This window comes from Acidocella aluminiidurans, from assembly GCF_055383125.1.
Genome location: NZ_AP031589.1, coordinates 2,143,189 through 2,165,637, shown reverse-complemented (window position 1 = coordinate 2,165,637; position 22,449 = coordinate 2,143,189). Strand labels below are relative to the sequence as shown.

Below are 22,449 nucleotides of genomic sequence, written 5' to 3'. Positions count from 1 at the left end.
AGTTTTTGGGCGGTGGAAAGCCGCCGGAGGGGTGGGAAGTTTTTCTAAAAAGTTCCCACGAACAGCACTCAGACCCGCACAATGCTCTGCGCATACAGCGCATTGCCGTGCTCATCCACGAACGACCAATCCATTTGCTTGCCGGTCAGCTTCATCACCATGAAGCCATGCGCGCCGGCGGCAAAACCGCCGCGGATGGCCGGGCCGGGATTATAGGTCTCGGAGCCGGCGCCGGTGCAGACATAGGAGATGCCATTCATCTTCACCGCCTGCAAAATATGGTCATGCCCGCAAATATAGATCGGCACGTGATGCTTGCGCAGGATCGGGTCGACGGCGGCGATCATGTCCGGCATGTCCGCCCCCTCATAGCCCGGGTCCGATTCATGCGCGCCATAGATCGGGTGATGGCCGATGACGATGTTCCATTCGCTGGTCGAGGCGGCGAGTTTGGCATCCAGCCAGGCGAGCTGGGCCTGCGGGTCCTGCCCGTCCACCGCGACCCTGGTGCCGTAATATTTTTTGATGAAGGGCGAGGTGTCCAGATAATAGAAGGTGGCGTGGGCGCCATCGGGCAGGGCGATGGTTTCCAGCGAATAGCGCGCGGGCATCTGCCAGCGCGGATTCTGCTTGGCGTAATCCAGCTGCGCCTGCACATTGCCGCGATAATCATGATTGCCGAGGAGCACTTTCCAGGGCGTCTGCAGCGCCGGCTGGGTGTAGACATCCAGATAGGATGTCCGCCATTGCGGGTCCTCCAGCGAGTCGACGCCGTTTTCATAGAAATTATCGCCGACCGAGACGACAAAGCGGCTATTGATGGCTTCCGCGGTGCGGCCCATCTGCGCGGCGACGGCGCGCTGGTGGTGATGGCCTTTGCGGCCCCAATCGCCGATCAGCACGATGTTCAGGGCTTCCTCGGCGGCGTTGGCGGCGGGAGCCAAGGCGGCGCTGGCGCCCAGAATGGCGCTGGTGGTGGCGAATTGGCGGCGGGTGAGTGTCATTGGCGGCTCCTTTGGCGGTCTATTAGCAAAGCACGCAGTGACCGGCATGCGACATTTCCGTGTCAGGCCAGAACCGTTTCATCCTGCTTCAGCACCTCGCCGGCGAGATAGAGGCTGCCGCAGATCAGCACCCGCGTGGGGGCGGTGATCTGGCGGAAGGCGCCGGCGATGTCCGGCCCGGGCAGCGCCTGGCCACCCGAGGCTTCGATGATGGCCTCCACCGGCAAGGCGAGATGCTGCCCGGCCTCCGCCACGGCGAAAATCCGCGCCGCGTGCGGGGCGACGATGCGGATGAATTCCGCCACATCCTTGGATTGCTTCATGCCGAGCACCAGCGTGGTCGGGCCGTTCCAGTCCTGCAATTGTTGGGCGATGATCTCGGCGCCGCCGGGGTTATGCGCCCCGTCCAGCCAGAGCGCGGAACCGGCGGGCAGGGCCTGCGCCAGGCGGCCGGTGAGGCGCTGCATGCGGGCCGGCCAGCTGGCGTTGCGCAGGCCCTGGGCCATCGCCTCCGGTGACATCCTGAACCCGGCGGCGCGCAAGGCGGTGAGCGCGATGCCGGCATTTTCGATCTGGTGCAGGCCGGCGAGGGCGGGTTTGGGCAGGGCCAGACCGTCATAAACCATGCCCGCGGCGCTGGGCTCGGCCGACCAATCCAGCCCGCGGCGCAGTTGCTTCGCACCTTTCTGCGCGGCCTCGGCGGCGATGCGGGCCATCACTTCGGCCGGCTGATAGCCAGTGACCACCGGTACGCCCGGCTTGATGATGCCGGCCTTCTCACCCGCGATCAGCTCCAGCGTGTTGCCCAGAAAATCCTGATGATCGAGCGAGATCGCGGTGATGGCGCAGGCGGCGGGAGAGACGAGGTTGGTGGCATCCATCCGCCCGCCCAAGCCCACCTCGACGATACAGAGATCCGCCTTGGTGCGGGCGAAGAGCCAGAAGGCGGCGGCGGTGATCGCCTCGAACACGGTGATCTGCTTGGCCTGGTTGGCGGCCTCGATCGCATCCAGCGCCTCCGCCAGCTGTTCATCGGTGGCCAGCGTTCCGGCCAGGCGGATGCGCTCATTGAAGCGCACCAGATGCGGGGAGGTGAAGACATGCACCTTCAGCCCCGCCGCTTCCGCCACGGCGCGGGCGATGGCGCAGACCGAGCCCTTGCCGTTGGTGCCGGCGACGTGAATCACCGGCGGGAGTTTGGTTTGCGGATCGCCGAGATCGGCCAGCAGCCTTTGCAGCCGGTCGATCTTGAGGTCGATCATGCGCGGATAGAGCTTATGCAGCCGCTCCAGCGCCGCGCTGACCTTGAGCCGGGCGCCGGTGGCCCCGGCCGGGCTCTGCAGCTCGTTGCTCACGCGGCCTTTTTGTTGGCCGTGGCGAGGGAGATGATGCGGGCCAGGGTCGCGGTCAGCTCCTCGCGCTTCACCACCATGTCGATAATGCCGTGCTGATGCAGATATTCGGCGCGCTGGAAACCCTCGGGCAGTTTCTCGCGCACGGTCTGCTCGATCACGCGCGCCCCGGCGAAGCCGATCAGCGTCCCCGGCTCGGCGATATGGATGTCGCCGACCATGGCGAAGGCGGCGGTGACGCCGCCGGTGGTCGGGTCAGTCAGCACCACGATATAAGGCAGGCCGGCCTCCTTCACCATCTGGCTGGCGATGATGGAGCGCGGCAGCTGCATCAGGCTGATGGCGCCCTCCTGCATGCGGGCCCCGCCGGAGGCGGTGTAGACGATGAGTGGGGCGTTCTGCAGCACCGCCAGGCGCGCGGCGGCGACCAGCCCCTCGCCGACGGCCGCCCCCATGGAGCCGCCCATGAATTCAAACGACATCGCCGCGACGACGGCGTTCTTGCCGCCGAGGGTGCCGTGCGCGACCAGGATGGCGTCATCCTGCTTGGTCTTGTCGCGGGCATCCTTCAGACGGTCGGTATAGCGCTTCTGGTCGCGGAATTTCAGCGGGTCCGGCAGGGCTTTCGGCAGCTCGATCTTGGTGAAGGCGCCGTCATCGAAGGTCCAGGCCAGACGCTCCGCCGCGCTGGCGCGCATATGGAAGCCGCAATGCGGGCAGACCTTCTTGGTGGCCTCCAGCTCGGTATGGAAGATCATCTGCTGGCAGGAGGGGCATTGGTGCCAGAGATTGTCCGGCGCCTCCTTGCGGCCAAGCAGGGTGCGGATTTTGGGGCGGACGAATTCGGTGAGCCAGCTCATGGGGCAGGGATTTAGCTGGTTTGGGGGGGGAAGGGAAGTTTTTGGGGGCGGGGGTGGGGCGTGGAGTGCGTGTTCTTGTTGTGTTCCACGTGGAACCGGGGTGGGGAATTTGGAGAAGAACGGGGTGTTTGGGGTTGAAGGTGAAGGTTTTTGGGTTTTGGGGGCGTCGGTTCGCTGAGGAAGGGGGCAGGCGGAGCGGAGCTAATTCCAGGGGCTCAGCGTGTTGCGTAAATCCTAAGTTATGCGACAACCCTGGTCCCGGCAAAAAACGACCCATTGCAGACGTTGGACTGCCGTGGGGTCAATCCTGAGAGCCGCCATTCGCCTGCGGAATCCAGCGACCGGCCAAAACGTGGCGCAAAGCTATGGTTTAGGTTACGCTCCACGCACCTTAAGTCGGTTGTCGAACCAGTCTCTGGATATGTATGCAATGAGTTTGGAGCAGTTCTCCGCCGAAGAGCATCAGAAGCTACTTGATGCGGAGCAGAAGTATGGCAACGCATTTATCAACGCCTACAACACGACGATTCTTGTCTCGAATCTGATGATGTGGCCCGTCATAGACTGCGATCTGTTCATCCGGTTTTATTCACAAATGAAGAAATATCACTCACTGTCGGTAATTTCGACCGTGAGGATGCACCGTGTCCAAGCTAAGATGGACCTCCGGTACTTCCTAGAGTCCACCGCAAACGCAGCCTTTTCATTGGCCCACACCAACACTCAGAATTATTTTGATTATCAGAACCAGCGCATTGGTGATGCTCAGCAAGCGTCCCGAAAAGCATACAAATGGTTGGAGACAACTTACAAAGGACATTCCGACTTCATTAAGGACCTGAAGTCCATGATTAACGAACAAACGGCGCACGCTCACGTTGTAAACAGCCAGCACAACTTCGATTTTGTTCCCGGTAAACGAGCTGAGATCATTACATCATATTTCGATTTCGAAGACGATGAAGTGGTGAAGCTCGATCTCTGGCTCGCGGCAAAGGCCGGGATTCACGCCGCCGACCTGATTCTGCAAGTGCAAAAGGATTCGGGCGGCTTCCTGCCGTCGAACGATGTGGCCAACCTTCCCAACCTTATCGCGGAAAATGATTCCGTCCTGGCCGAGCTTCAAAATGGCAGCCGGTGATATGGCGTTTCTTACGAAGTCGGGTGGATTGCATCACCGGTGGATTAGCCGGCCTGTCGATGGCCAAGCCGTTGGCCGCGATCAGAGTGGGATAAATGTCAGGTTTCTGGCCGGTTCGTCCGAAAGCAGACCGTGAGCTTTCCCCCCAACCCGGATACCGGCTGTCGCATAACTTGTAATTTACGCGACTCCGCCCTTGCTCAGAAAAAACACAGCCCCTCATGTCGTGCTTTTTTGTCGCCTGATGTGATCTTTTGCGACAGAAATACGCGACGCATGATAAGGGCGGTATAGCGTTTTTTGAACCTGGGGCGGGGTTCTGCAAGGGCGGCGGCTAACCGCGCAGCCTTCCCGTCGCCCACTCCCCGGCCTCAGCCACCACCGGGTCGTCATCCGCCGCCAGATGTTTCGCCGTGGGCAACAGCCCGGTCTCTCCACTATTCCCGATCGCAATCGCGACATTGCGCAGAAATCTGTTGCGGCCGATGCGCTTGATCGGCGAGCCGGTGAATTTGGCGCGGAAGCCGGCATCGTCCAGCAGGGCGAGCGCCGCCAGATGCGGGGCGGTTAAATCCTCACGGGCGGCGAGTTTCAGCTCCTGGCCGGCTTGCGCGAATTTGTTCCAGGGGCAGACGGCCAGGCAATCATCGCAGCCATAGATGCGGTTGCCGATGGCGGTGCGGAATTCTTCCGGGATCGGGCCGGCATGTTCGATGGTGAGGTAGGAGATGCAGCGCCTGGCATCGAGTTGGTAGGGGGCGGGGAAGGCGGCGGTGGGGCAGGCATCCTGGCAGGCGGTGCAGGAGCCGCAGAGGTCGCGCCCTGGTGAATCCGGTGCAATGTCCAGCGTTGTATAGATTTCGCCCAGGAACAGCCAGGAGCCATGGGCGCGCGAGACCAGGTTGGTGTGTTTGCCCTGCCAGCCCAAACCCGCTTGCTGGGCCAGCGGCTTTTCCATCACCGGGGCGGTGTCCACGAACACTTTCACCTCCGCCCCGCGCGCGGCGATGAACTGGGCGAGATGTTTGAGTTTGCCCTTGATGACATCGTGATAGTCGCGGTTGCGGGCATAGACGGAGATATTGCCGATCTCCGGCCGGGCGAGGTTGGCCAGGGCGTCATCTTCCGGGGCGTAGGAAAAGCCAAGAGAAATGACGCTGAGCGCCTCTGGCCAGAGCGTTTGCGGCTGGGCGCGCTGGTCCACGCGCGCGGCCATCCAGCCCATGCTGCCATGCCGGCCGGCGGCCAAGAAATCCTGCAGGTAGGCCAAGCGCTCCGGCGGCAAGGATGCGCGGGTGAAGCCGGTGGCGGCGAAGCCCAACGCGGCCGCCTTGTCACGGATGAGGGTTTTTAAATCAGAGTTTTGAAAACGTCCCATGGTTTGTCGTCAGGCGGTGGATTTCGAGCACCGGCGCGCAGCGTACATCAGTACGTGAGCACCGGCGCGCAGAAATGCGCCGGCTGACGGCCGCCAGGGGGCGTTTTCAGCCGCGGCCACGATAGGGGGGCACGCCTTGGTCGGGGATCCAGGCATCTTCGGGCGGTTTGCCGGTTTGCCAGAACACGTCGATGGGGATGCCGCCGCGCGGATACCAGTAGGCGCCCAGGCGCAGCCATTTCGGGGATAGGAGTTCCACCAGCCGATCGGCGATCATCAAGGAGCAGGCTTCATGAAAGCCGCCATGGTTGCGGAAGGATTGCAGGAAGAGTTTTAGGCTCTTGCTTTCCACCAGCCATTCATCGGGGATGTAGTCGATGACGATATGGCCGAAATCCGGCTGGCCGGTCATCGGGCAGAGCGAGGTGAATTCCGGGCAGACGAAGCGCACCATGGCGTGTTTGCCGCCGGTTTTGGCGGGCACGCGCTCCAGCACGGCCTCTTCGGGGCTGCGCGGCTGTTCGGTTTTGGTGCCGAGCTGCTGCAGCCCGGCGTAGCGATCATCACTCATGCGTCTGGTCCTCTCTGCCATTGGCCGCGCACATCCGCGCAGTAGGAATCGTAATCATGATCCAGAATGGCTTTGCGCGCCCCCTGCATCACGGTTTGATAATAGGTGAGGTTGTGGATGGTGAGCAGCATCGGCCCCAGCATTTCCTCGCAGCGGAAAAGATGGTGCAGATAAGCCCGCGTATGGCGGGTGCAGCAGAGGCAGGCGCAGTTTGCATCCAGCGTGCGGGTATCGTCCTGGAAGCGGGCATTGCGCATGTTGAAGATGCCGAAGCCAGTGAAGGCGCGGGCGGTGCGGCCGGCGCGGGTGGGCATCACGCAGTCGAACATATCCACGCCGCGGGCGACCGCCCCCAGCAGATCGTCCGGCGTGCCGACACCCATCAGATAGCGCGGCTTGGTGGCGGGGAGGAAATCCGTGCAGTAATCCAGCACGGAGAACATCGTCTCCTGGCCTTCGCCGACAGCGAGGCCGCCAATGGCGTAGCCTTCGAAATCATTTTCCTGCAGCGCTTCGGCAGAGATGCGGCGCAGATCCTCATAGACATTGCCTTGCATGATGCCGAACTGGCCATAGCCGGTGCGCTTGATGAAGGCCTCGCGCGAGCGTTTCGCCCAGCGGATGGACAGCTCCATCGACTCCTTCGCCTCCTTATGGGTGGCGGGGAATTTGGTGCATTCATCCAGCTGCATGGTGATGGTGGCATCCAGCAGATGCTGGATCTCGGTGGAGCGCTCCGGGGTGAGCTCATAGGCGGTGCCGTCGATATGCGAGCGGAAGGTGACGCCCTTTTCCTCCAGCTTGCGCAGCTTGGCGAGCGACATGATCTGAAAGCCGCCACTATCGGTGAGGATGGGGCCGGGCCAGTCCATCATTTTATGCAGGCCGCCGAGGCGTGCCACGCGCTCGGCGGTGGGGCGTAGCATCAGGTGATAGGTGTTGCCAAGGACGATTTTGGCGCCGGTGGCGCGCACCGCATCCGCCGTCATCGCCTTCACCGTGCCGGCGGTGCCGACGGCCATGAAGGTGGGGGTGGGCACCTCGCCATGGGCGGTGGTCAGCGTGCCGGCACGCGCCTGGCCATGCTGGGCCGCCAGGGTGAAGGAGAAATCAGGGGTCGTCATGAGAGGGGGAATTAGCTTCATTGGCGGCCCCGCGCCAGGGGCAGGGCCGCAGCCTTGCATTGACACGCCAAAATAGAGCGCCAATCCTGTCCTTTATGAAGCGATTTGTTCCCGCTGCACTGCATCAAAGCGAATTCCGGCGTTTCATCGCGGGCTACTCGCTCTCTCTCATTGGTAGCGCCATGGTCCCGGTGGCGATGAGCTTCACTTTATACGAACAAGGGCGCGGTGTGTCCGCTGTTTCGCAGATTTTGGCGGCGGAGATGGTGCCCGTGGTTGTGCTGACGCTATTCGGCGGCGTTGCCGCGGACCGGTTTCCGCGCCGCCGGGTGATGGCGGCGGCGAATTTATTGTGCTTGTGCAGCCAGGCTTTGCTGGCGCTGCTGCTGATCACGCACCACGACCCGTTATGGGGGCTGATGGGGTTGATGGCCTGCATCGGCACCGGTACCGCTTTTTTTTCGCCTGGGTTGCAGGGGTTGATTCCGGAAATGGTCACGTCTGATCAGTTGCAATCCGCCAACGCGCTGGTCGGCGTGGCGCAGTCTGTAGGTGGTATTGCCGGGCCGGCTCTGGGCGGGCTGCTGGTCGCCGTTGCCGGGGGTGGTTTGGCGATTGCGCTGGATAGTCTCAGCTATGGCATCTGCGCGGCTTTGTTGTTCAGCCTCTCTGGAGGGGCTGACAAGCCAGCCGCCGGAGCCAACCCGCTGCATCTGCTGTATGAAGGCTGGCGGGAATTTCGCAGCCGGACCTGGCTGTGGAGCATCGTGTTGCAATTCTCGGTGTTGCATCTGCTGGTGATCGCGCCGGTGATCATATTGGGATCGGCCGGCTTTGCGCATGCGGCGAACGGGGCGCTGGGCTGGGGCGGGCTATTATCCCTGTTCAGCCTGGGTACGATCATTGGAGCGGTTCTGACGATGCGGCTGCGGCCGCGCTACCCGGCACGGGCCGCGATGCTGATGGTGCTGGGTTTTGCGGCGATGCCCGGCAGCCTCGCGGCGGGCTTGCCCTATCCGGTTACCGGCACGCTGTTTGTGCTCAGCGGCATCTCCATTGCCGGCTTCTCGGTATTGTGGTCGACAATTATGCAGACCCAGATCCCCGAAGACCGGCTTTCGCGCGTGACGGCCTACGATACGGTGGGCTCGGTCTGCCTGCTGCCGGTGGGTTATGTACTCGCCGCGCCGATGCAAGCGGCCTTCACCCGTGAGGGGGCGCTATGGTTTGCCTGCTTTATTACGATCGCCACCACGCTCGGCGTGCTGGCGATCAGGGATGTCTGGAATTTGCCGGCAGCTCAGCCTCGCTCCAGCAGGCAGGCATCGCCGTAGGAGTAAAAACGATACTCGTTGGCAATCGCGTGGTCATAGGCTGACTTGATCCGCTCCAGCCCGGCGAAGGCGGAGACCAGCATCAGCAGCGTGGAATGCGGCAGGTGGAAATTGGTGAACAGCGCATCCGCGATTTTGAAGCGATAGCCGGGATAGATGAAAATATCGGTCTCGGAATCGAAGGGGGTCAGCACGCCCTCATCGGTGGCGGCGGATTCCAGCAGGCGCAGGGCGGTGGTGCCGATGGGGATGATGCGCCGTCCCGCCGCCTTGGCTTCGTTGATGCGCGCGGCGGTGGCTTCAGTGATGAAACCCCGCTCGGCGTGCATTTTATGCTCTTCCACCACTTCGACCCGCACCGGCAGGAAGGTGCCGGCGCCGACATGCAGCGTGACCTTGGCCATTTCGATGCCGCGCGCTTCCAGGGCGGCGAGCAACTCAGGGGTGAAATGCAGCCCGGCGGTGGGGGCGGCGACGGCGCCTTCATGGGCGGCGAACAGGGTTTGGTAATCCGCCTTGTCCTGCTCGGTGATGCCGTCCGGCCTGGCGATGTAAGGCGGCAAGGCCAGGGCGCCGGAGCGGGCCAGGGCGGCGTAGAAATCATCCGCCGTGAAGCGCAGCAGGGCGGCGCCGCCCTCCAGCATCGCCTCCACCCGGGCGGAGAAGTCCGGGTCGATCTCCAAAAGGTCGCCCTGCTTCACCCGCTTGGCGTTGCGCAGCAGCACGCGCCAGGCGCCGTCATCCAGCCTGCGGTCCAGCGTGATGCCGATTTTCGCCTCGCCGCGTCTGGCGGAGAGCTGGGCGGGGATGACCTTGGTGTCGTTGACCACCAGCAGATCGTCCGGACGCAGCAGGCTGGGCAGGTCGCGCACGATGTGGTCGTGCAGGGCAGCTTGCGTGACGTGCAGCAGCCGGGCGGAATCGCGGGGCCGGGCCGGGGCGGTGGCGATCCGCGCCGGGGGCAAATCATAGCCGAAATCAGAGAGCTGCATCAGGCGCCGAGATAGGAGGCGAGCTCGATGAGGTTGCCATCCGGATCGCGGCAATAGACGGACATGATATCCCCCAGCGCGCCGATGCGCGTCACCGGGCCGCGTTCGATCTCCACCCCGCAGGCCTTCAGATGCGCCATCACATCATCCGGCCCGACCGCGACGACCAGGCAAAGGTCCAGCGTGCCGGGCTGCGCGGTGAGGGCATGGGGGATCACCTCATGCCCGACCTCGTGCAGATTGATTTTTTGGCCGCCAAAGCGCAAAGCCGTGCGGTTTTTACCACCATATTCCTCGCGCTCCATGCCGAGCACGCGCTGATACCAGCCCGCCGTGACCTTCAGATCACGGCAGACCATGACGATGTGATCGACCCGGTCAACGGTGAATTTCATGGCCGTCTACGCGAGGTCCGCGAAGAAATCATTGCCCTTGTCGTCGACCACGATGAAGGCCGGGAAGTCCTTCACCTCGATCTTCCACACCGCTTCCATGCCGAGCTCGGGATATTCCAGAACTTCCACCTTGGTGATGTTGTTCTGGGCTAGCACCGCGGCCGGGCCGCCGATGGAGCCGAGATAGAAGCCGCCATGCTTGGCGCAGGCCTCGGTGACGGCCTTCGAGCGGTTGCCCTTTGCGAGCATCACCATGGAGCCGCCGGCGGCCTGGAAGGCATCCACGTAGCTATCCATACGCCCGGCGGTGGTGGGGCCGAAGCTGCCGGTGGGCATGCCGTCCGGGGTTTTCGCCGGGCCCGCATAATAGACCGGGTGGTTCTTCATATAGTCCGGCATGCCTTCGCCACGGTCCAGCCGCTCCTGCAGCTTGGCATGGGCGATGTCGCGCGCTACCACGATGGTGCCGGTGAGCGCCACGCGGGTTTTCACCGGGTGCTTGGAGAGCTCGGCCAGGATTTCGGACATCGGGCGGTTCAGATCGATCGCTACGACCTCGCCGCCGAGATGCTCGCCCTCGATCTCCGGCAGATATTTGGCCGGGTTGGTCTCCAGCTGTTCGAGGAACACGCCCTCCTTGGTGATCTTGGCCTTGATCTGGCGATCCGCCGAGCAGGAGACGCCGATGCCGATGGGCAAGCTGGCGCCGTGGCGGGGCAGGCGGATGACGCGGACATCGTGGCAGAAATATTTGCCACCGAACTGCGCGCCGATGCCGATCTTGCGGCTGATCTCCAGAACCTTCTGCTCCATCTCCAGGTCGCGGAAGGCATGGCCGGTGGCATCGCCCGTGGTGGGGAGGTTATCGTAATATTTGGTGGAGGCGAGCTTCACGGTTTTCAGGCAAAGCTCGGCCGAGGTGCCGCCGATGACGATGGCCAGATGGTAAGGCGGGCAGGCGGAGGTGCCCAGCGTTTTGATCTTGGCCTCGATGAAGGCGTAGATCTTCTCAGGGGTCAGGACCGCGCGGGTCTCCTGGTACAGATAGGTCTTGTTCGCCGATCCGCCGCCCTTGGCGATGAATTGCAGGCTGAATTCATCGTCGTGATAGCCGCCGGGGGAGGCCATCAAATCGAACTGCACCGGCAGGTTGGTGCCGGTGTTCTTCTCCTCGAACATCGAGAGCGGGGCCATCTGCGAATAGCGCAGATTGGTCTCGGTATAGGTGCGGGCGACACCCCAGGAGAGCGCTTCCTCCTCATTGCCCTCGACCCAGACGCGCTGGCCCTTCTTGCCGAAGATCAGCGCCGTGCCGGTGTCCTGGCACATCGGCAGCACGCCCTTGGCGGCGATGGCGGCGTTTTTCAGGAACTCCATGGCCACGTAGCGGTCATTCTCGCTGGCCTCGGGGTCTTTCAGGATGTTGGCGAGCTGCGCCAGATGCGCCGGGCGCAGCAGGTGCGAGACATCGTGATAAGCCTGGAAGGCCAGTTCGGAGAGCGCCCCCTCGCTGATCTTCAGCACGGTCTTGCCCTCGACCTCGATGGTCGAGACGCCCTCGATATCGAGCTTGCGATAGGGGGTATCGTCATGCCCGAGCGGGAACATGGGCGAAAAGGCGAAACCAGGGCTGCGTTTCAGGGGTGCGTTCATGATTTTTAGTCTTTCTGACGGCGGCGGAATGCGTCCAGGCTCACCACATCGGCGGGCTGGTCGTTGGGCGGGGCCGGTGTTTCCTCGCTCTGCGGGGCGGGCAGTTCGGCGATCTGTGCGGCTTCGGGCAGCTCGACCTCGAATTGCAGGCCGAAGCGCACTTCCGGGTCGGCGAAGCTGGTGATGGCGGCGATGGGGATGACCAGGGTGGTGGGAATGCCGGAGAAGCTCAAGCCCACGGAGACAGCGCTGCCATCCGGCTCCACGGTGAGGCCGTGAAACTGGTGCTGCAGCACGATGGTCATTTCATCCGGGTATTGCGCCTTCAGCCGGTCCGGCACCAGCGCGCCGGGATAGCCGGTTTTGAAAGTGATGTAGAAATGATGCTCTCCCGGCAGCCCTTGCGCGGCGGCATGGCGCAGCGCGCTGACCACCACCTGGCGCAGCGCGTCCTGCGTCCAATCATCATAGGGCAGCAGGGATTCGGGTGTGTTCAGATCGTCTTCAGCCATAGGTCAATCCCTTCGCGCGCGGATCGCGGCCGGGGCCGGATCAGCGCGTATCCCGCTCATAATGGCGGTAATATTTCTCAGTCACCAGATCGGTCTGCACGATGATGGCGATGTCGGTGGTGTTGAACTGGCTGTCGATCACCGCGCCATCGCCGACAAAGCCGCCGAGCCTCAGATAGCCTTTAATCAGCGGCGGCAGGCGCATCAATGCCCCTTTCGGGTCGATCGCCTCGGCCGGCAGCCTTGCCATCTCGACATAGAGGTCCGGCAGGGCGCGCGGGCGGATCGCCTCCGGGGCGCGGTGGTGCAGGCTGAGATAGGTCAGCTCGGCGGCCAACGCATCCGGGTCGGTGCCGGAGAGCGAGGCGCAGCCGAACATCAAATCGATGCCATAATGGAAGACATACGCCGCGATGCCGCGCCAGAGCAGCTGCATGACCATGCGGCTGCGATAGGCCTCGGCGGTGCAGCTGCGGCCCAGCTCCAGCTTGCGGCCAGGGAAGGCGCGCAGGGCAGAGATGTCGTATTCGCTTTCCGAGTAATAGCGCCCGAAGGCCTCGGCCGCCTCCTGGCGGATCAGCCGATAGGTGCCGACCACGCTTTCCGCGCCTTCGCCGAGATCGTGATCCACCACCAGCAGATGGTCGGCGATGGCGTCGAACTCGTCCTGGTCGAGCTGGCTGGCCAGGGTGGCTGCATCCGCCCTGGCGCCCATCTGCTCGTAAAAAATCTTGTAACGCAGCGATTGCGCGGCCCTCAGCTCGGCCGCGGTGGTGGCCAGGCGCACGCCGAGATTGCCGGCGCGCAGCTCCGCGAAGCCGGGAGCGGCGTTGCCGATGGTAAAGCGCGGCAGATGCGGCAGGCTGGTTTCGTTCATGGCGCGACCGGATTGCCGAACAGCTCGATCTTGATCAAATCCACCTCCAGCCCGTGTTTCAGGGCGATCTCGCGCAGCGCCGCCTCGACCGCCGGCGCCTCGAACTCGATGACATTGCCGCTGAGCTTGTCGACCATATGGAAATGGTTGCCATCGCCGCTGGCCTCGTAACGCGCGCGGCGGCTTCCCAGATCGCGGCGGGAGAGAATGCCCTTGGCCTCCAGCAGCCGCACCGTGCGGTAGACCGTGGCCAGGGAAATATGATTATCGATACGATTCGCCCGCCGATGCAGCTCTTCCACATCCGGGTGGTCGGTCGCCTCCGACAACACCCGCGCAATCACCCTGCGCGGACCTGTCATCTTCAGCCCGTTCTCTATGCACAGGCGCTCGATGCTTATATTCATCGGTAAGCCTTGTGGCCTAACTTTGTCATCCGGTCCAGCCTTAAGGGAGACCGCCATGCTGATTGCCGACCTGCCGAAACACGACAAAGCCATCGATATTACCGCCGAAATCTGCCCGATGACCTTCGTGCGGACCAGGCTGGCGCTGGACGCCATGGAGAGCGGGCAGATATTGCTGGTGAAGTTGAAAGGCGAAGACCCGCTGCGCAACGTGCCGCGTGCCGCCGCCGACCAGGGGCATGAGCCGCTGGACCTGCTTGAACAGGCGGATGGCAGCCATGTGCTGGTGATCCAGAAGGGGTAAATATCAAAAAAGCCGCGACGCGTGACCGCGTGCGGCTGATCTGACACTGCTAAGCGACCCGCCTGGAGGCGGGAGAAGGCTTTAGAAGCCTTCGCGCTCGATCCGCTTGCGCTCCATCTTGCGGGCGCGGCGAACAGCCTCGGCGGCTTCGCGGGCGCGGCGCTCGGAGGGCTTCTCATAATGGCGGCGCAGCTTCATCTCGCGGAACACGCCCTCGCGCTGCAGCTTCTTCTTGAGCGCCTTCAGCGCTTGGTCGACATTGTTGTCACGAACGAGAACTTGCACTGGGCTGTGTGCTCCAAACAAAAAATTTAAACGGACAAACGCGGCGCGCGACCAATGGGGGCCGCGGTCCGAGAACTGCTGGGCGGCCCTATAGCACAAAACATCCGCTCGCCAAACCATTTCTGCTGGGGCAATCATGCAAATATGTCGATTCTGAAGATCGCCCGCATGGGGCACCCGGTTTTGCTCGCCAAGGCGGGCTTGGTTGAGGATGTTTCGGCGCCGGAAATCCAGGCGCTGATCGCGGCCATGGCCGAGACGATGTTCGATGCCGGCGGAGTCGGGCTGGCGGCACCGCAGGTGCATGTGGGGCTGCGGCTGTTCGTGTTCCGCGTGCCAGCCAGCCGGGGAGAGGGGCTGGAGATTCCGTTGCGGGCGGTGGTGAACCCGGTGATCACGCCCAATGAGGCGGCGGGGCGGGAGCTGGGCTGGGAGGGCTGCCTTTCCATTCCCGGCCTGCGGGCGGCGGTGCCGCGCTGGCGGGAGGTCCGGCTGAGTGGGCTGGATGAGGATGGCAAGGTCTTCGAGGAGGCGCTGACCGGCTTTGCCGCACGGGTGGTGCAGCATGAGGCGGACCATCTGGACGGGGTGCTCTACCCGATGCGGATGGAGGATTTCAGCCGGTTCGGCTATAATGAGGAGCTGGATCGATATCCTCAGGAGCTGTTGTGATGCAGATCGATGAACAGAAGGCCGCGCTGATCGACGCGCTGGCGCAGAATGCCGGGTTTGACGGCTGGACGGGAAAATCCCTGCGCATGGCGCTGAGCGGGCTGGGGCGGGATGCGGCGGAGGCGGATCTGGCCTTCCCTGGCGGGCGCGCGGAGATGATCGCGGCCTATTTCGAGCTGGGCGATGAGCGGATGATCCGCGCCCGGCATGGCCAGGGGGCTGAAGGCGGGATGACCGCCCGGGTGCGGGCGGCGGTGGCGGCCAGGCTGGAGCTGATGGCGGGCGAGAAGGAGGCGGTGCGCCGGGCGATGGCCTGGCTGGTGCTGCCGGTGAATGCGCCGCGCCTGGCGAGGATCGTCGCGCGGATGGCGGATGCGGTCTGGTTTGCGGCGGGGGATAAGAGCGCTGACATGTCCTGGTACAGCAAGCGGGCGATTCTGGCGGCGGTGCTTTCGGCGACGCTGCTGTACTGGCTCAGCGACAGTTCGATGGACTCGGAAAACACGCTGGCCTTCCTGGATCGCCGCCTGGCGGGGGTGGGGCGCTTTGGCAAGCTGAAAGCGCGGCTGCCACGCTTGCCTTTCCCGCAACACGCCTGAAACAGAAACGCCGCGCTCCGAAGGAGACGCGGCGTTTACCGAAAGTCCCAAAAGTTTTTGGGGGTGTGGGGTGTTTTTTCAAAAACACCCCACGACTTCCTTAGTGCCCTGCCGAAGGCGCATCAAAATCCGGCGTCAACCCAGACGCTGAAAGCTGCACCGCCAGCGCGGATTTCAGCCGCACCAGCCCGGCCTCGGAACTGGCTTCCGCGCGGGCGACCAGCACCGCCTGGGTGTTGGAGGCGCGCAGCAGCCACCAGCCATCCTCGGTGTTCACGCGCACGCCGTCGGTGTCCGACACTTTCGCGCCGTTTTCCTTCAGCCGCGCGGCGACTTCCGTCACCACCTGGAATTTGCGGTCTTCCGGGCAGTCGAAGCGCAGCTCGGGGGTGTTGAGCACCTGCGGCAGCGAGGCGCGGAAGGCGCCCAGCGTTTCCTCCATGCGGGCGATGACGCCCAGCACGCGCACGCCGGCATAGAGCGCGTCGTCAAACCCGTACCATTTGTCATTATAGAAGATATGGCCGGACATTTCGCCGGCGAGCGGCGCCTTGGTCTCGGCCATTTTGGACTTGATCAGCGAGTGGCCGGTTTTCCACATCAGCGGGGTGCCGCCGGCTTTCGCCACCTCGTCGAACAGCACCTGGCTCGCCTTCACATCGGCGATGATGGTGCCGCCAGGATGGGCTTTCAGCACGTCGCGGGCCATCAGGATCAGGAACTGGTCGCCGAACAGGATGTGGCCTTCATTGTCGACGAGGCCGATGCGGTCCGCATCGCCGTCGAAGGCGACGCCGACATCGGCACCTTCCTTCTTCACGGCGGCGATCAGCTGCTCCAGGTTTTTCGGCACGGTCGGGTCCGGGTGATGGGCGGGGAAATTGCCGTCCACCTTGCCGTTGAGCACGATATGCTTGCCGGGAAGCTTCTCGACCAGCTTGGTCAGCACGTCGCCGGCAGCACCATTGCCGTTGTCCCAGACGATCTTGAGCGCCTTCTTGCCGTCCCAATCCTGCAGCAGGCGGGCGATATAGGCCTCGGAAATGTCCGTCTCGACAACGCCGCCCTTGGCTTCTGCCACGACCTTGCCGTCCGCGGCGCGGGCGCCGAGATCCTGGATCTGCGCGCCGAAGAACGGCTTGTTCTTCAGCATCATCTTGAAGCCGTTATAGTTCGGCGGGTTGTGGCTGCCGGTGACCATCACCGCGCCGTCCGCCGGCTGGGTGAAGGAGGCGAAATACAGCATCGGGGTCGGGCCCTGGCCGATATCGATCACCTCCATGCCGGAGGCGACCAGCCCTTCGATGAGGGCGGCGGCGAGTTTCGGCGAGGAGAGGCGGCCATCGCGCCCGACCGCGACCTTTTTGCCGCCGGCCTCGGCGACGATGGAGCCGAAAACACGGCCGATGGCGAAGGCATCCGCCTCGCCGAGGGTTTCGCCGACGATGCCGCGAATATCGTACTCGCGCAGGCTGCTGGCGGGGAATTTATGGGAAAAGCTCATCGCTTCCTCTTGTCTCAGGCGTTGACGTAGGTCTTCAGGAATTCGCGCACGGCGGGCCCGAGGTCCGGCCGGGCGAGGGAAAAGGCGATCTGGGCTTCCAGGAAGCCGACCTTGTCGCCGCAATCGAAGCGCTTGCCTTCGAATTTCAGCCCGTGGAAGGGCTTTTCGCCGATCATCTTGGCCATCGCGTCGGTCAGCTGCACCTCGTTGCCGGCGCCGGCCTCCATGCGGGAGAGATAGCCGATCACCTCCGGCAGCAGCACGTAGCGGCCGATGATGGAGAGGTTGGAGGGGGCGTTCTCCGGCTTGGGTTTCTCGACCAGGCCGGTGACCTCGACGCGGTCGCCCTCGATGGCGCCGGTTTTCAGGATGCCGTAGCGGGCGGTGTGCTCCTTGGGCACTTCGGAGATGGCGACGACATTGCCGCCGGTCTCGTTATAGACCTGCGCCAACTGGCCGATGCAGGGAGTCTGGCTCAGCACCAGATCATCCGGCAGCAGGATGGCGAACGGATCGTCGCCGATGAAGGTGCGCGCGCACCAGATGGCGTGGCCAAGGCCCAGCGGCACTTGCTGGCGGACGGTGGTGATGGCGCCGGGCGGCATCGCCTCCTCGCGCAGCAGCGCCAGCGCCTCGCGCTTGGCGCGCTCGGCCAAAGTGGCTTCCAGCTCGAAGGCGATGTCGAAATGGTCGATGAGGGCGGTTTTGCCGCGGCCGGTGACCATGCAGAACTGGTCGATGCCGGCGGCGCGGGCTTCATCGACGGCGTACTGGATCAGCGGTTTGTCGACGACGGGGAGCATCTCCTTCGGCATGGCCTTGGTGGCCGGCAGAAAGCGTGTGCCGAGGCCAGCGACAGGGAGCACGGCCTTGCGCAACGGTTTAACCAAAGGAAATTCCTCCTGAACTGCGGTCTTTAATGAGATGCCACGCCCCGGACGGGGCAGCGGACGAGGGTTTGCGCTCTAAATGCGACAGAAATCGGGACAAGGTAACAGACGGATTGTGACAAAATAGCCACAAATGCGGCGTCTGGCGGGCTGGCCTGAGACGAGGAAGCAATGAAACGCCTATCCGTGGTTGTCGCGCGAGGCGCGGCGCCGGAAGGGTGCCGCGTTCATCCGATATTGCGAAGAAACGAATTTGCCAAGAGGGGCGGGAGGTTAAGCGCGCGGGGCGGCGGCGCGGGCGAGGCGGTCATTGATCGCGAGCCCCAGCCCGGTGTCCGGAATCGGGGCGACGGCGATGCCGGCCGACCCTTCAGCGTGGGCGTCCAGCCAATGCAGCCCCTCGAACAGATTGGCGGCGGCCTCGGTGAGGTCGCGCGTGGCGGAGAGCTGGAAGCAGAGCCGGTCAGCGGGGGCGGGGCCGAAGGCGAGATAGGCTTCATCGGCCAGCGGCGCGGTGACGTTGAGGCGCACGGGCAAAGCGGGGGCGTAATGGGAGGCGAGCATGCCGGGCGAGGCCAGGGCCGCGCCGGGGGTGGGCGCCGCGCCGAGCGGGCCGGCCAGGGCTTCCAGGGCTTCGCGGGTGACGCCGCCGGGGCGCAGCAGCACCGGGCGATCGCCGGAGAGATCGATGACGGTGGATTCCACCCCGACCGGGCAGGGGCCGGTATCCAGAATGCCGGCGATGCGCCCGTTCAGGTCCGCCAGAACATGCGCGGCACTGGTGGGGGAGATGCGGCCGGAGCGGTTGGCGGACGGCCCGGCGATGGGCAGGCCGGCCTGTTTCAGCATTTCGCGGGCCAGGGGCTGGGCGGGGATGCGCACCGCCAGGGTGGGCAGCCCGGCGCCGGCGAGCAGCGCAACCGGGCAATCGGCCCGGCGCTTGAGCACCATGGTGAGCGGGCCGGGCCAGCAGGCGGCGGCGATTGTCTCCGCAAGCCTGGTGGGCTGGACATGCGCGAAGGCGGCTTCGGCATCCGGGTAATGGCAGATCAGCGGGTTGAAGCTGGGGCGGCCCTTGGCGCTGTAGATGCCGGCGACGGCCTGGGCGTTGGTGGCGTCCGCGCCGAGGCCATAGACCGTCTCGGTACCGAAGGCGACCAGCTTGCCGGCTTGCAGCAGCTTTGCCGCGCAGGCGGGGCTGCGCAGAATTTTGGTTGGTTTGTCGTCTGTCTGAGAGGTCTGTTCCAAGGCTCTGCCGGAAAATTATCAAAAGTTTTTTCGGGGTATGGGGACTTTTTTCAAAAAGTCCCCATGAAAGTCTGGGGCGTTGTATCGTCGTCGTCACTACCCCGGACGTCTTTGCCGCTTTTTTGAAAAAAAGCGGCACCAAAAAACTTTTGCCAAAAAACTTTTGTCAGTCTTTTTTGTCGGGCCCGAGATCGCGCGTCACTTCCGGGCTGTGCAGGAGCTTGTTGATCCGCGTCGCCTCATCCAGCGCCTCATCGGCGACGAATTTCAGCTCCGGCGCCACGCGCAGGCCAAGGCGCGGGGCCATTTGGGCGCGCAGATACGGGGCAACACGCTTCAAAGCCGGGAGTAGCGGGCGGATATCCTTCTGGCCGAGCACGGTGGCGAAGACCAGCGCATGCTTGAGGTCCGGCGACATCCGCACTTCCGAGACGGTGAGATGCTCACGCGCCAGGATCGGGTCGTGGAATTCCGTGCGCATGAGAATTTCGGCGAGGAGATGCCGGATCTCCTCGCCCACGCGCAGCTGACGCTGGCTGGGGCCAGCGGCAGCTTTTGAGTCGTTGCTACGCTTCATGAAACCGCTCCGGGACGATCAGGGCGCCACGATTTCGGTTTCATAGCACTCCACCACGTCGCCTTCACGCAGATCCTGGTAGCCGGCGAAGGAGAGGCCGCACTCATAGCCGCGCGCCACTTCCTTGACATCGTCCTTGAAGCGTTTGAGCTGCGAGAGCTCGCCCTGATGGATGACCACGTTGTCGCGCAGCAGGCGCACGCCGCAGCCGCGCTTGACCACGCCCTCGGTGATGTAACAACCCGCGACCTTTCCGGTCTTGGTGATGTTGAACACCTGGCGGATTTCCGCGTAGCCCAGGAACTTCTCGCGATGCACCGGGGAGAGCTTGCCCTTGACCAGCTTCTCCACATCGTCGGCCACCTCGTAGATGATCGAGTAGTAGCGGATATCCACGGCTTCGCGCTGCGAGAGCTCGCGGGCCTGGACATTGGCGCGGACATTGAAGGCGATGATCAGGCCGTCGGAGGCCTTCGCCAGCTGCACATCGCTCTCGGTGATCTGGCCGACACCCGAATAGATCACGCGCACGCGGACCTCCTCGTTGCCGAGCTTGCCCAGCACCACGCCGATGGCTTCCGCCGAACCCTGCACATCCGCCTTGATGACGACCGCGACTTCCTTCTGCGCGCCGGCCTGAATGCGGGCGAGCATCTCTTCCATCGTGCCGCGCAGCGCGGTCTGGGCGGCCACCTGGCGTTCGCGCAGCTTGGCGGCGCGATACTCGGTGATCTCGCGGGCGCGCTGCTCGTTCTCGACGACCACGAAGGGTTCGCCCGCGGTGGGCGCGCCGGAGAGGCCGAGGATTTCGACCGGCAGGGAGGGCAGAGCCTCCTTCAGCTGGGCGCCCTTGTCGTTGATCATCGCGCGGATGCGGCCCCACTGGGCGCCGGCCACGACGATCTCGCCCTGGCGCAGCGTGCCCTTCTGGACCAGCACGGTGGCCACCGGGCCCCGGCCCTTATCCAGGCGGGACTCGATGATCGCCCCCTCGGCGGAGCGGTGCGGGTTGGCGCGCAGCTCCAGCACCTCGGCCTGCAGGAGGATGGCTTCCTCCAGCTTGTCCAGGTTGGTCTTTTTCAGCGCGGAGACCTCAACATCGATGGTGTCGCCACCCATGCTTTCGGTCACGATCTCGTATTGCAGCAGCTCGTTGCGCACGCGGTTGGCATCGGCACCCGGGCGGTCGATCTTGTTGATCGCCACGATGATGGGCACGTTCGCCGCCTTGGCGTGTTTGATCGCCTCGATGGTCTGCGGCATCACGCCGTCATCGGCGGCGACGACCAGCACGACGATGTCGGTGGAGGCGGCACCACGGGCGCGCATGGCGGTGAAGGCTTCATGGCCCGGCGTATCGAGGAAGGTGATCGCCTGACCGGAGGGCAGGGTCACCTGATAGGCGCCGATATGCTGGGTGATGCCGCCGGCCTCGCGGGCCGCGACATCGGTATGGCGCAGCGCGTCCAAGAGGCTGGTCTTGCCGTGATCGACATGGCCCATGATGGTGACGACCGGCGGACGCGGCAGCAGCTCGTCATCGCTATCGGCTTCGCCGGCCAGGCCCAGCTCGACATCGGAATCGGAGACACGGCGGACCTTATGGCCGAATTCCTGCACCACCAGCTCGGCGGTGTCGGCATCGATCACCTGGGTGATGGTCGCCATCACGCCCATCTTCATCAAGGCGCGGACCACGTCGCGGCCGGGGGCGGCCATACGGTTGGCCAGCTCCTGCACGGTGATGGTCTCGGGCAGCACGACCTCGCGCACCACCTTCACGCCATCGGAGCGCAGCTTCTCAAGCTCCGCCTGGCGGCGCTCACGCTCGCGCTGGCGGCGCACGGAGGCGAGCGAACGGGTCTTCTCGTCCTCGCCCGCGATTGCGGCCTGCACATCGATACGGCCAGAGCGGCGGTTGCCGTCGCCAATCTTCTTCGCTGGGGCGACCGGAGTGCCGCGCTTGGGCGCGGTGACGACCGGGCGGCGCGGGCCACGCGGGGCGTCGTCTTCCTCGTCGCGGCCACCGGGCTTGAGCTGCAGCGTGGTGCGCGGCGCGGCCGGGGTGCCGGGACGCGCCGGGGCCGGCGCGCCGGGGCGGGCCGGGGTGGCGGCGGGCTGGCGCGCGGCCGGCTGCGCCGGGGCTGCGGCAGGTGCGGGCGCGGCAGCGGCCTGGGCCTTGGCGGCCTCGGCCTCTTCCTTGGCGCGGATCGCGGCCTCGGCGGCTTCCTTCTCGCGGGCGGCGGCTTCCTCAGCCTCGCGCTTCGCGTCTTCCTCGGCCTTGCGGCGAGCTTCCTCGGCGGCGGAGAGGATGGAGATCTTCTCCTGCTCGCGGCGCTCGGCCTCGGCCTTCGCGGCGGCGGCCAGAACGCGCTGGCGGTTGGCGAGCTCGGCCGCGGTCAGCGCGCGCTGGCCAGGCGTGCCGCCACCGCCACCTTGGCGGGGGCGCGAGGGCGCGTTGCCGGACGGGGCCGGGCGGTCATTATTCTGCGGGCGCAGCGAGAGCGGCGCGGCCGGTGCCGTGCTGGCGGGCGGCGCACCGGCGGGCGCCGGGGCGCCGCCGCGCTTCTTGCGAACTTCTACCTGCACAACCTTGGTGCGGCCATGGGAAAAGCTCTGCCGCACCGATCCGGCATCGACCGTATGCCCGGCATCCGCGCGCGCGGCGGGGCGCAGCGAGAGCCTGCCCTTGGTTTCATTCTGGTCGTTGCCGTCACTCATGCCTAATCCGGTCCAATCTTCACATCGCGGCCGGATTTGACCCCGGCCT

Annotated in this window: 23 protein-coding genes; 5 read left to right on the top strand and 18 right to left on the bottom strand. The window is 64.4% G+C overall.

Going from position 1 to position 22,449, the window contains the following annotated elements; all coding sequences use genetic code 11:
- Positions 1-68: 68 nt before the first annotated feature.
- From ACZ46S_RS10765 to accD, 3 genes are all read right to left on the bottom strand, one after another.
- The gene (locus ACZ46S_RS10765; protein WP_464061723.1) at positions 69-1,004 is read right to left on the bottom strand and encodes a metallophosphoesterase; all 936 of its coding nucleotides are present in this window, start codon (positions 1,002-1,004) and stop codon (positions 69-71) included.
- Positions 1,005-1,066: 62 nt separating this feature from the next.
- A complete protein-coding gene (locus ACZ46S_RS10760) occupies positions 1,067-2,359 on the bottom strand; it encodes a bifunctional folylpolyglutamate synthase/dihydrofolate synthase (RefSeq protein ID WP_464061722.1) in 1,293 nt (430 codons plus the stop codon).
- Positions 2,356-3,216, bottom strand: a complete 861-nt coding sequence (gene accD, locus ACZ46S_RS10755; protein WP_464061721.1) for an acetyl-CoA carboxylase, carboxyltransferase subunit beta — start codon at positions 3,214-3,216, stop codon at positions 2,356-2,358. The genes ACZ46S_RS10760 and accD overlap by 4 nt, the downstream gene beginning before the upstream one ends.
- 241 nt (positions 3,217-3,457) lie before the next feature.
- Between accD and ACZ46S_RS10750 the strand changes: the two genes are divergently transcribed.
- Positions 3,458-4,357 carry a hypothetical protein gene (locus tag ACZ46S_RS10750; protein ID WP_464061720.1) on the top strand — a complete coding sequence of 300 codons (900 nt, stop codon included), beginning with the start codon at positions 3,458-3,460 and terminating at the stop codon, positions 4,355-4,357.
- A gap of 334 nt (positions 4,358-4,691) precedes the next feature.
- Here the strand turns inward: ACZ46S_RS10750 and queG are convergent, their stop codons facing one another.
- The 3 genes from queG to tgt form a co-directional block, all read right to left on the bottom strand.
- Positions 4,692-5,735 (bottom strand): tRNA epoxyqueuosine(34) reductase QueG, encoded by a 1,044-nt coding sequence (gene queG / locus ACZ46S_RS10745; RefSeq protein WP_464061719.1) that lies wholly within the window; start codon positions 5,733-5,735, stop codon positions 4,692-4,694.
- Positions 5,736-5,841: 106 nt separating this feature from the next.
- Entirely contained in the window at positions 5,842-6,306 is a 465-nt protein-coding gene (gene queF / locus ACZ46S_RS10740) for a preQ(1) synthase (protein WP_464061718.1), read from the bottom strand.
- Positions 6,303-7,430, bottom strand: coding sequence for a tRNA guanosine(34) transglycosylase Tgt (tgt, locus tag ACZ46S_RS10735; RefSeq protein WP_464061717.1), 1,128 nt, complete (start codon positions 7,428-7,430; stop codon positions 6,303-6,305). Before tgt ends, queF begins: the two co-directional genes overlap by 4 nt.
- Before the next feature lie 95 nt (positions 7,431-7,525).
- Here tgt and ACZ46S_RS10730 point away from each other — a divergent pair, with 95 nt between their 5' ends.
- Positions 7,526-8,764 carry an MFS transporter gene (locus ACZ46S_RS10730; RefSeq protein ID WP_464061716.1) on the top strand — a complete coding sequence of 413 codons (1,239 nt, stop codon included), beginning with the start codon at positions 7,526-7,528 and terminating at the stop codon, positions 8,762-8,764.
- On the opposite strand, the gene queA is transcribed toward ACZ46S_RS10730, so the two are convergent.
- Genes queA through ACZ46S_RS10700 form a run of 6 tightly spaced genes read right to left on the bottom strand, consistent with a single transcriptional unit; the run spans position 8,731 to position 13,600 of the window.
- Positions 8,731-9,756, bottom strand: a complete 1,026-nt coding sequence (queA, locus tag ACZ46S_RS10725) for a tRNA preQ1(34) S-adenosylmethionine ribosyltransferase-isomerase QueA (protein WP_464061715.1) — start codon at positions 9,754-9,756, stop codon at positions 8,731-8,733. The two genes, ACZ46S_RS10730 and queA, sit on opposite strands and share 34 nt — an antisense overlap.
- Complete coding sequence (locus ACZ46S_RS10720; protein ID WP_295745633.1) at positions 9,756-10,151, bottom strand: VOC family protein; 396 nt, start codon at positions 10,149-10,151, stop codon at positions 9,756-9,758. The genes queA and ACZ46S_RS10720 overlap by 1 nt, the downstream gene beginning before the upstream one ends.
- Positions 10,152-10,157: 6 nt before the next feature.
- A complete protein-coding gene (locus ACZ46S_RS10715; protein WP_464061714.1) occupies positions 10,158-11,804 on the bottom strand; it encodes a fumarate hydratase in 1,647 nt (548 codons plus the stop codon).
- Between the two features lie 5 nt (positions 11,805-11,809).
- Positions 11,810-12,316 carry an SspB family protein gene (locus ACZ46S_RS10710; protein ID WP_464061713.1) on the bottom strand — a complete coding sequence of 169 codons (507 nt, stop codon included), beginning with the start codon at positions 12,314-12,316 and terminating at the stop codon, positions 11,810-11,812.
- 40 nt (positions 12,317-12,356) lie between these two features.
- Positions 12,357-13,193, bottom strand: a complete 837-nt coding sequence (locus tag ACZ46S_RS10705; RefSeq protein ID WP_295745624.1) for a GNAT family N-acetyltransferase — start codon at positions 13,191-13,193, stop codon at positions 12,357-12,359.
- Positions 13,190-13,600 (bottom strand): Fur family transcriptional regulator, encoded by a 411-nt coding sequence (locus tag ACZ46S_RS10700; protein WP_008495163.1) that lies wholly within the window; start codon positions 13,598-13,600, stop codon positions 13,190-13,192. The genes ACZ46S_RS10705 and ACZ46S_RS10700 overlap by 4 nt, the downstream gene beginning before the upstream one ends.
- Before the next feature lie 55 nt (positions 13,601-13,655).
- Between ACZ46S_RS10700 and ACZ46S_RS10695 the strand changes: the two genes are divergently transcribed.
- On the top strand, positions 13,656-13,904 hold the full coding sequence (locus tag ACZ46S_RS10695; protein WP_464061712.1) for a sulfurtransferase TusA family protein: 249 nt from the start codon (positions 13,656-13,658) through the stop codon (positions 13,902-13,904).
- Between the two features lie 81 nt (positions 13,905-13,985).
- Here ACZ46S_RS10695 and rpsU read toward each other — a convergent pair whose 3' ends face one another.
- Positions 13,986-14,189, bottom strand: coding sequence for a 30S ribosomal protein S21 (gene rpsU, locus ACZ46S_RS10690; RefSeq protein ID WP_007421557.1), 204 nt, complete (start codon positions 14,187-14,189; stop codon positions 13,986-13,988).
- A gap of 144 nt (positions 14,190-14,333) precedes the next feature.
- Between rpsU and def the strand changes: the two genes are divergently transcribed.
- Both def and ACZ46S_RS10680 read left to right on the top strand, forming a co-directional pair.
- The gene (def, locus tag ACZ46S_RS10685) at positions 14,334-14,861 is read left to right on the top strand and encodes a peptide deformylase (RefSeq protein WP_464061711.1); all 528 of its coding nucleotides are present in this window, start codon (positions 14,334-14,336) and stop codon (positions 14,859-14,861) included.
- Positions 14,861-15,460, top strand: coding sequence for a COQ9 family protein (locus ACZ46S_RS10680; protein ID WP_464061710.1), 600 nt, complete (start codon positions 14,861-14,863; stop codon positions 15,458-15,460). Before def ends, ACZ46S_RS10680 begins: the two co-directional genes overlap by 1 nt.
- Before the next feature lie 100 nt (positions 15,461-15,560).
- On the opposite strand, the gene pgmG is transcribed toward ACZ46S_RS10680, so the two are convergent.
- The 5 genes from pgmG to infB all read right to left on the bottom strand — a co-directional run bounded on the left by pgmG (position 15,561) and on the right by infB (position 22,400).
- Positions 15,561-16,964, bottom strand: coding sequence for a phosphoglucomutase/phosphomannomutase PgmG (gene pgmG, locus ACZ46S_RS10675; RefSeq protein WP_464061709.1), 1,404 nt, complete (start codon positions 16,962-16,964; stop codon positions 15,561-15,563).
- A 14-nt stretch (positions 16,965-16,978) separates the two neighbouring features.
- Positions 16,979-17,854 carry a UTP--glucose-1-phosphate uridylyltransferase GalU gene (gene galU, locus ACZ46S_RS10670; RefSeq protein WP_295744691.1) on the bottom strand — a complete coding sequence of 292 codons (876 nt, stop codon included), beginning with the start codon at positions 17,852-17,854 and terminating at the stop codon, positions 16,979-16,981.
- 273 nt (positions 17,855-18,127) lie between these two features.
- Positions 18,128-19,102 carry an L-threonylcarbamoyladenylate synthase gene (locus tag ACZ46S_RS10665; RefSeq protein WP_464061708.1) on the bottom strand — a complete coding sequence of 325 codons (975 nt, stop codon included), beginning with the start codon at positions 19,100-19,102 and terminating at the stop codon, positions 18,128-18,130.
- Positions 19,103-19,268: 166 nt separating this feature from the next.
- On the bottom strand, positions 19,269-19,679 hold the full coding sequence (gene rbfA, locus ACZ46S_RS10660; protein WP_464061707.1) for a 30S ribosome-binding factor RbfA: 411 nt from the start codon (positions 19,677-19,679) through the stop codon (positions 19,269-19,271).
- Between the two features lie 18 nt (positions 19,680-19,697).
- Positions 19,698-22,400 (bottom strand): translation initiation factor IF-2, encoded by a 2,703-nt coding sequence (gene infB / locus ACZ46S_RS10655; protein WP_464061706.1) that lies wholly within the window; start codon positions 22,398-22,400, stop codon positions 19,698-19,700.
- Positions 22,401-22,449 lie beyond the last annotated feature (49 nt).

Excerpts from the sequence above, each read along its gene's own strand:
- ACZ46S_RS10765 (WP_464061723.1), bottom strand. The coding sequence starts at position 1,004 with ATGACACTCACCCGCCGCCAATTCGCCACCACCAGCGCCATTCTGGGC.
- accD (WP_464061721.1), bottom strand. The coding sequence starts at position 3,216 with ATGAGCTGGCTCACCGAATTCGTCCGCCCCAAAATCCGCACCCTGCTT.
- ACZ46S_RS10750 (WP_464061720.1), top strand. The coding sequence starts at position 3,458 with ATGCGACAACCCTGGTCCCGGCAAAAAACGACCCATTGCAGACGTTGG.
- queG (WP_464061719.1), bottom strand. The coding sequence starts at position 5,735 with ATGGGACGTTTTCAAAACTCTGATTTAAAAACCCTCATCCGTGACAAG.
- queF (WP_464061718.1), bottom strand. The coding sequence starts at position 6,306 with ATGAGTGATGATCGCTACGCCGGGCTGCAGCAGCTCGGCACCAAAACC.
- tgt (WP_464061717.1), bottom strand. The coding sequence starts at position 7,430 with ATGACGACCCCTGATTTCTCCTTCACCCTGGCGGCCCAGCATGGCCAG.
- ACZ46S_RS10730 (WP_464061716.1), top strand. The coding sequence starts at position 7,526 with ATGAAGCGATTTGTTCCCGCTGCACTGCATCAAAGCGAATTCCGGCGT.
- queA (WP_464061715.1), bottom strand. The coding sequence starts at position 9,756 with ATGCAGCTCTCTGATTTCGGCTATGATTTGCCCCCGGCGCGGATCGCC.
- ACZ46S_RS10720 (WP_295745633.1), bottom strand. The coding sequence starts at position 10,151 with ATGAAATTCACCGTTGACCGGGTCGATCACATCGTCATGGTCTGCCGT.
- ACZ46S_RS10715 (WP_464061714.1), bottom strand. The coding sequence starts at position 11,804 with ATGAACGCACCCCTGAAACGCAGCCCTGGTTTCGCCTTTTCGCCCATG.
- ACZ46S_RS10710 (WP_464061713.1), bottom strand. The coding sequence starts at position 12,316 with ATGGCTGAAGACGATCTGAACACACCCGAATCCCTGCTGCCCTATGAT.
- ACZ46S_RS10705 (WP_295745624.1), bottom strand. The coding sequence starts at position 13,193 with ATGAACGAAACCAGCCTGCCGCATCTGCCGCGCTTTACCATCGGCAAC.
- ACZ46S_RS10700 (WP_008495163.1), bottom strand. The coding sequence starts at position 13,600 with ATGAATATAAGCATCGAGCGCCTGTGCATAGAGAACGGGCTGAAGATG.
- ACZ46S_RS10695 (WP_464061712.1), top strand. The coding sequence starts at position 13,656 with ATGCTGATTGCCGACCTGCCGAAACACGACAAAGCCATCGATATTACC.
- def (WP_464061711.1), top strand. The coding sequence starts at position 14,334 with ATGTCGATTCTGAAGATCGCCCGCATGGGGCACCCGGTTTTGCTCGCC.
- ACZ46S_RS10680 (WP_464061710.1), top strand. The coding sequence starts at position 14,861 with ATGCAGATCGATGAACAGAAGGCCGCGCTGATCGACGCGCTGGCGCAG.
- pgmG (WP_464061709.1), bottom strand. The coding sequence starts at position 16,964 with ATGAGCTTTTCCCATAAATTCCCCGCCAGCAGCCTGCGCGAGTACGAT.
- rbfA (WP_464061707.1), bottom strand. The coding sequence starts at position 19,679 with ATGAAGCGTAGCAACGACTCAAAAGCTGCCGCTGGCCCCAGCCAGCGT.
- infB (WP_464061706.1), bottom strand. The coding sequence starts at position 22,400 with ATGAGTGACGGCAACGACCAGAATGAAACCAAGGGCAGGCTCTCGCTG.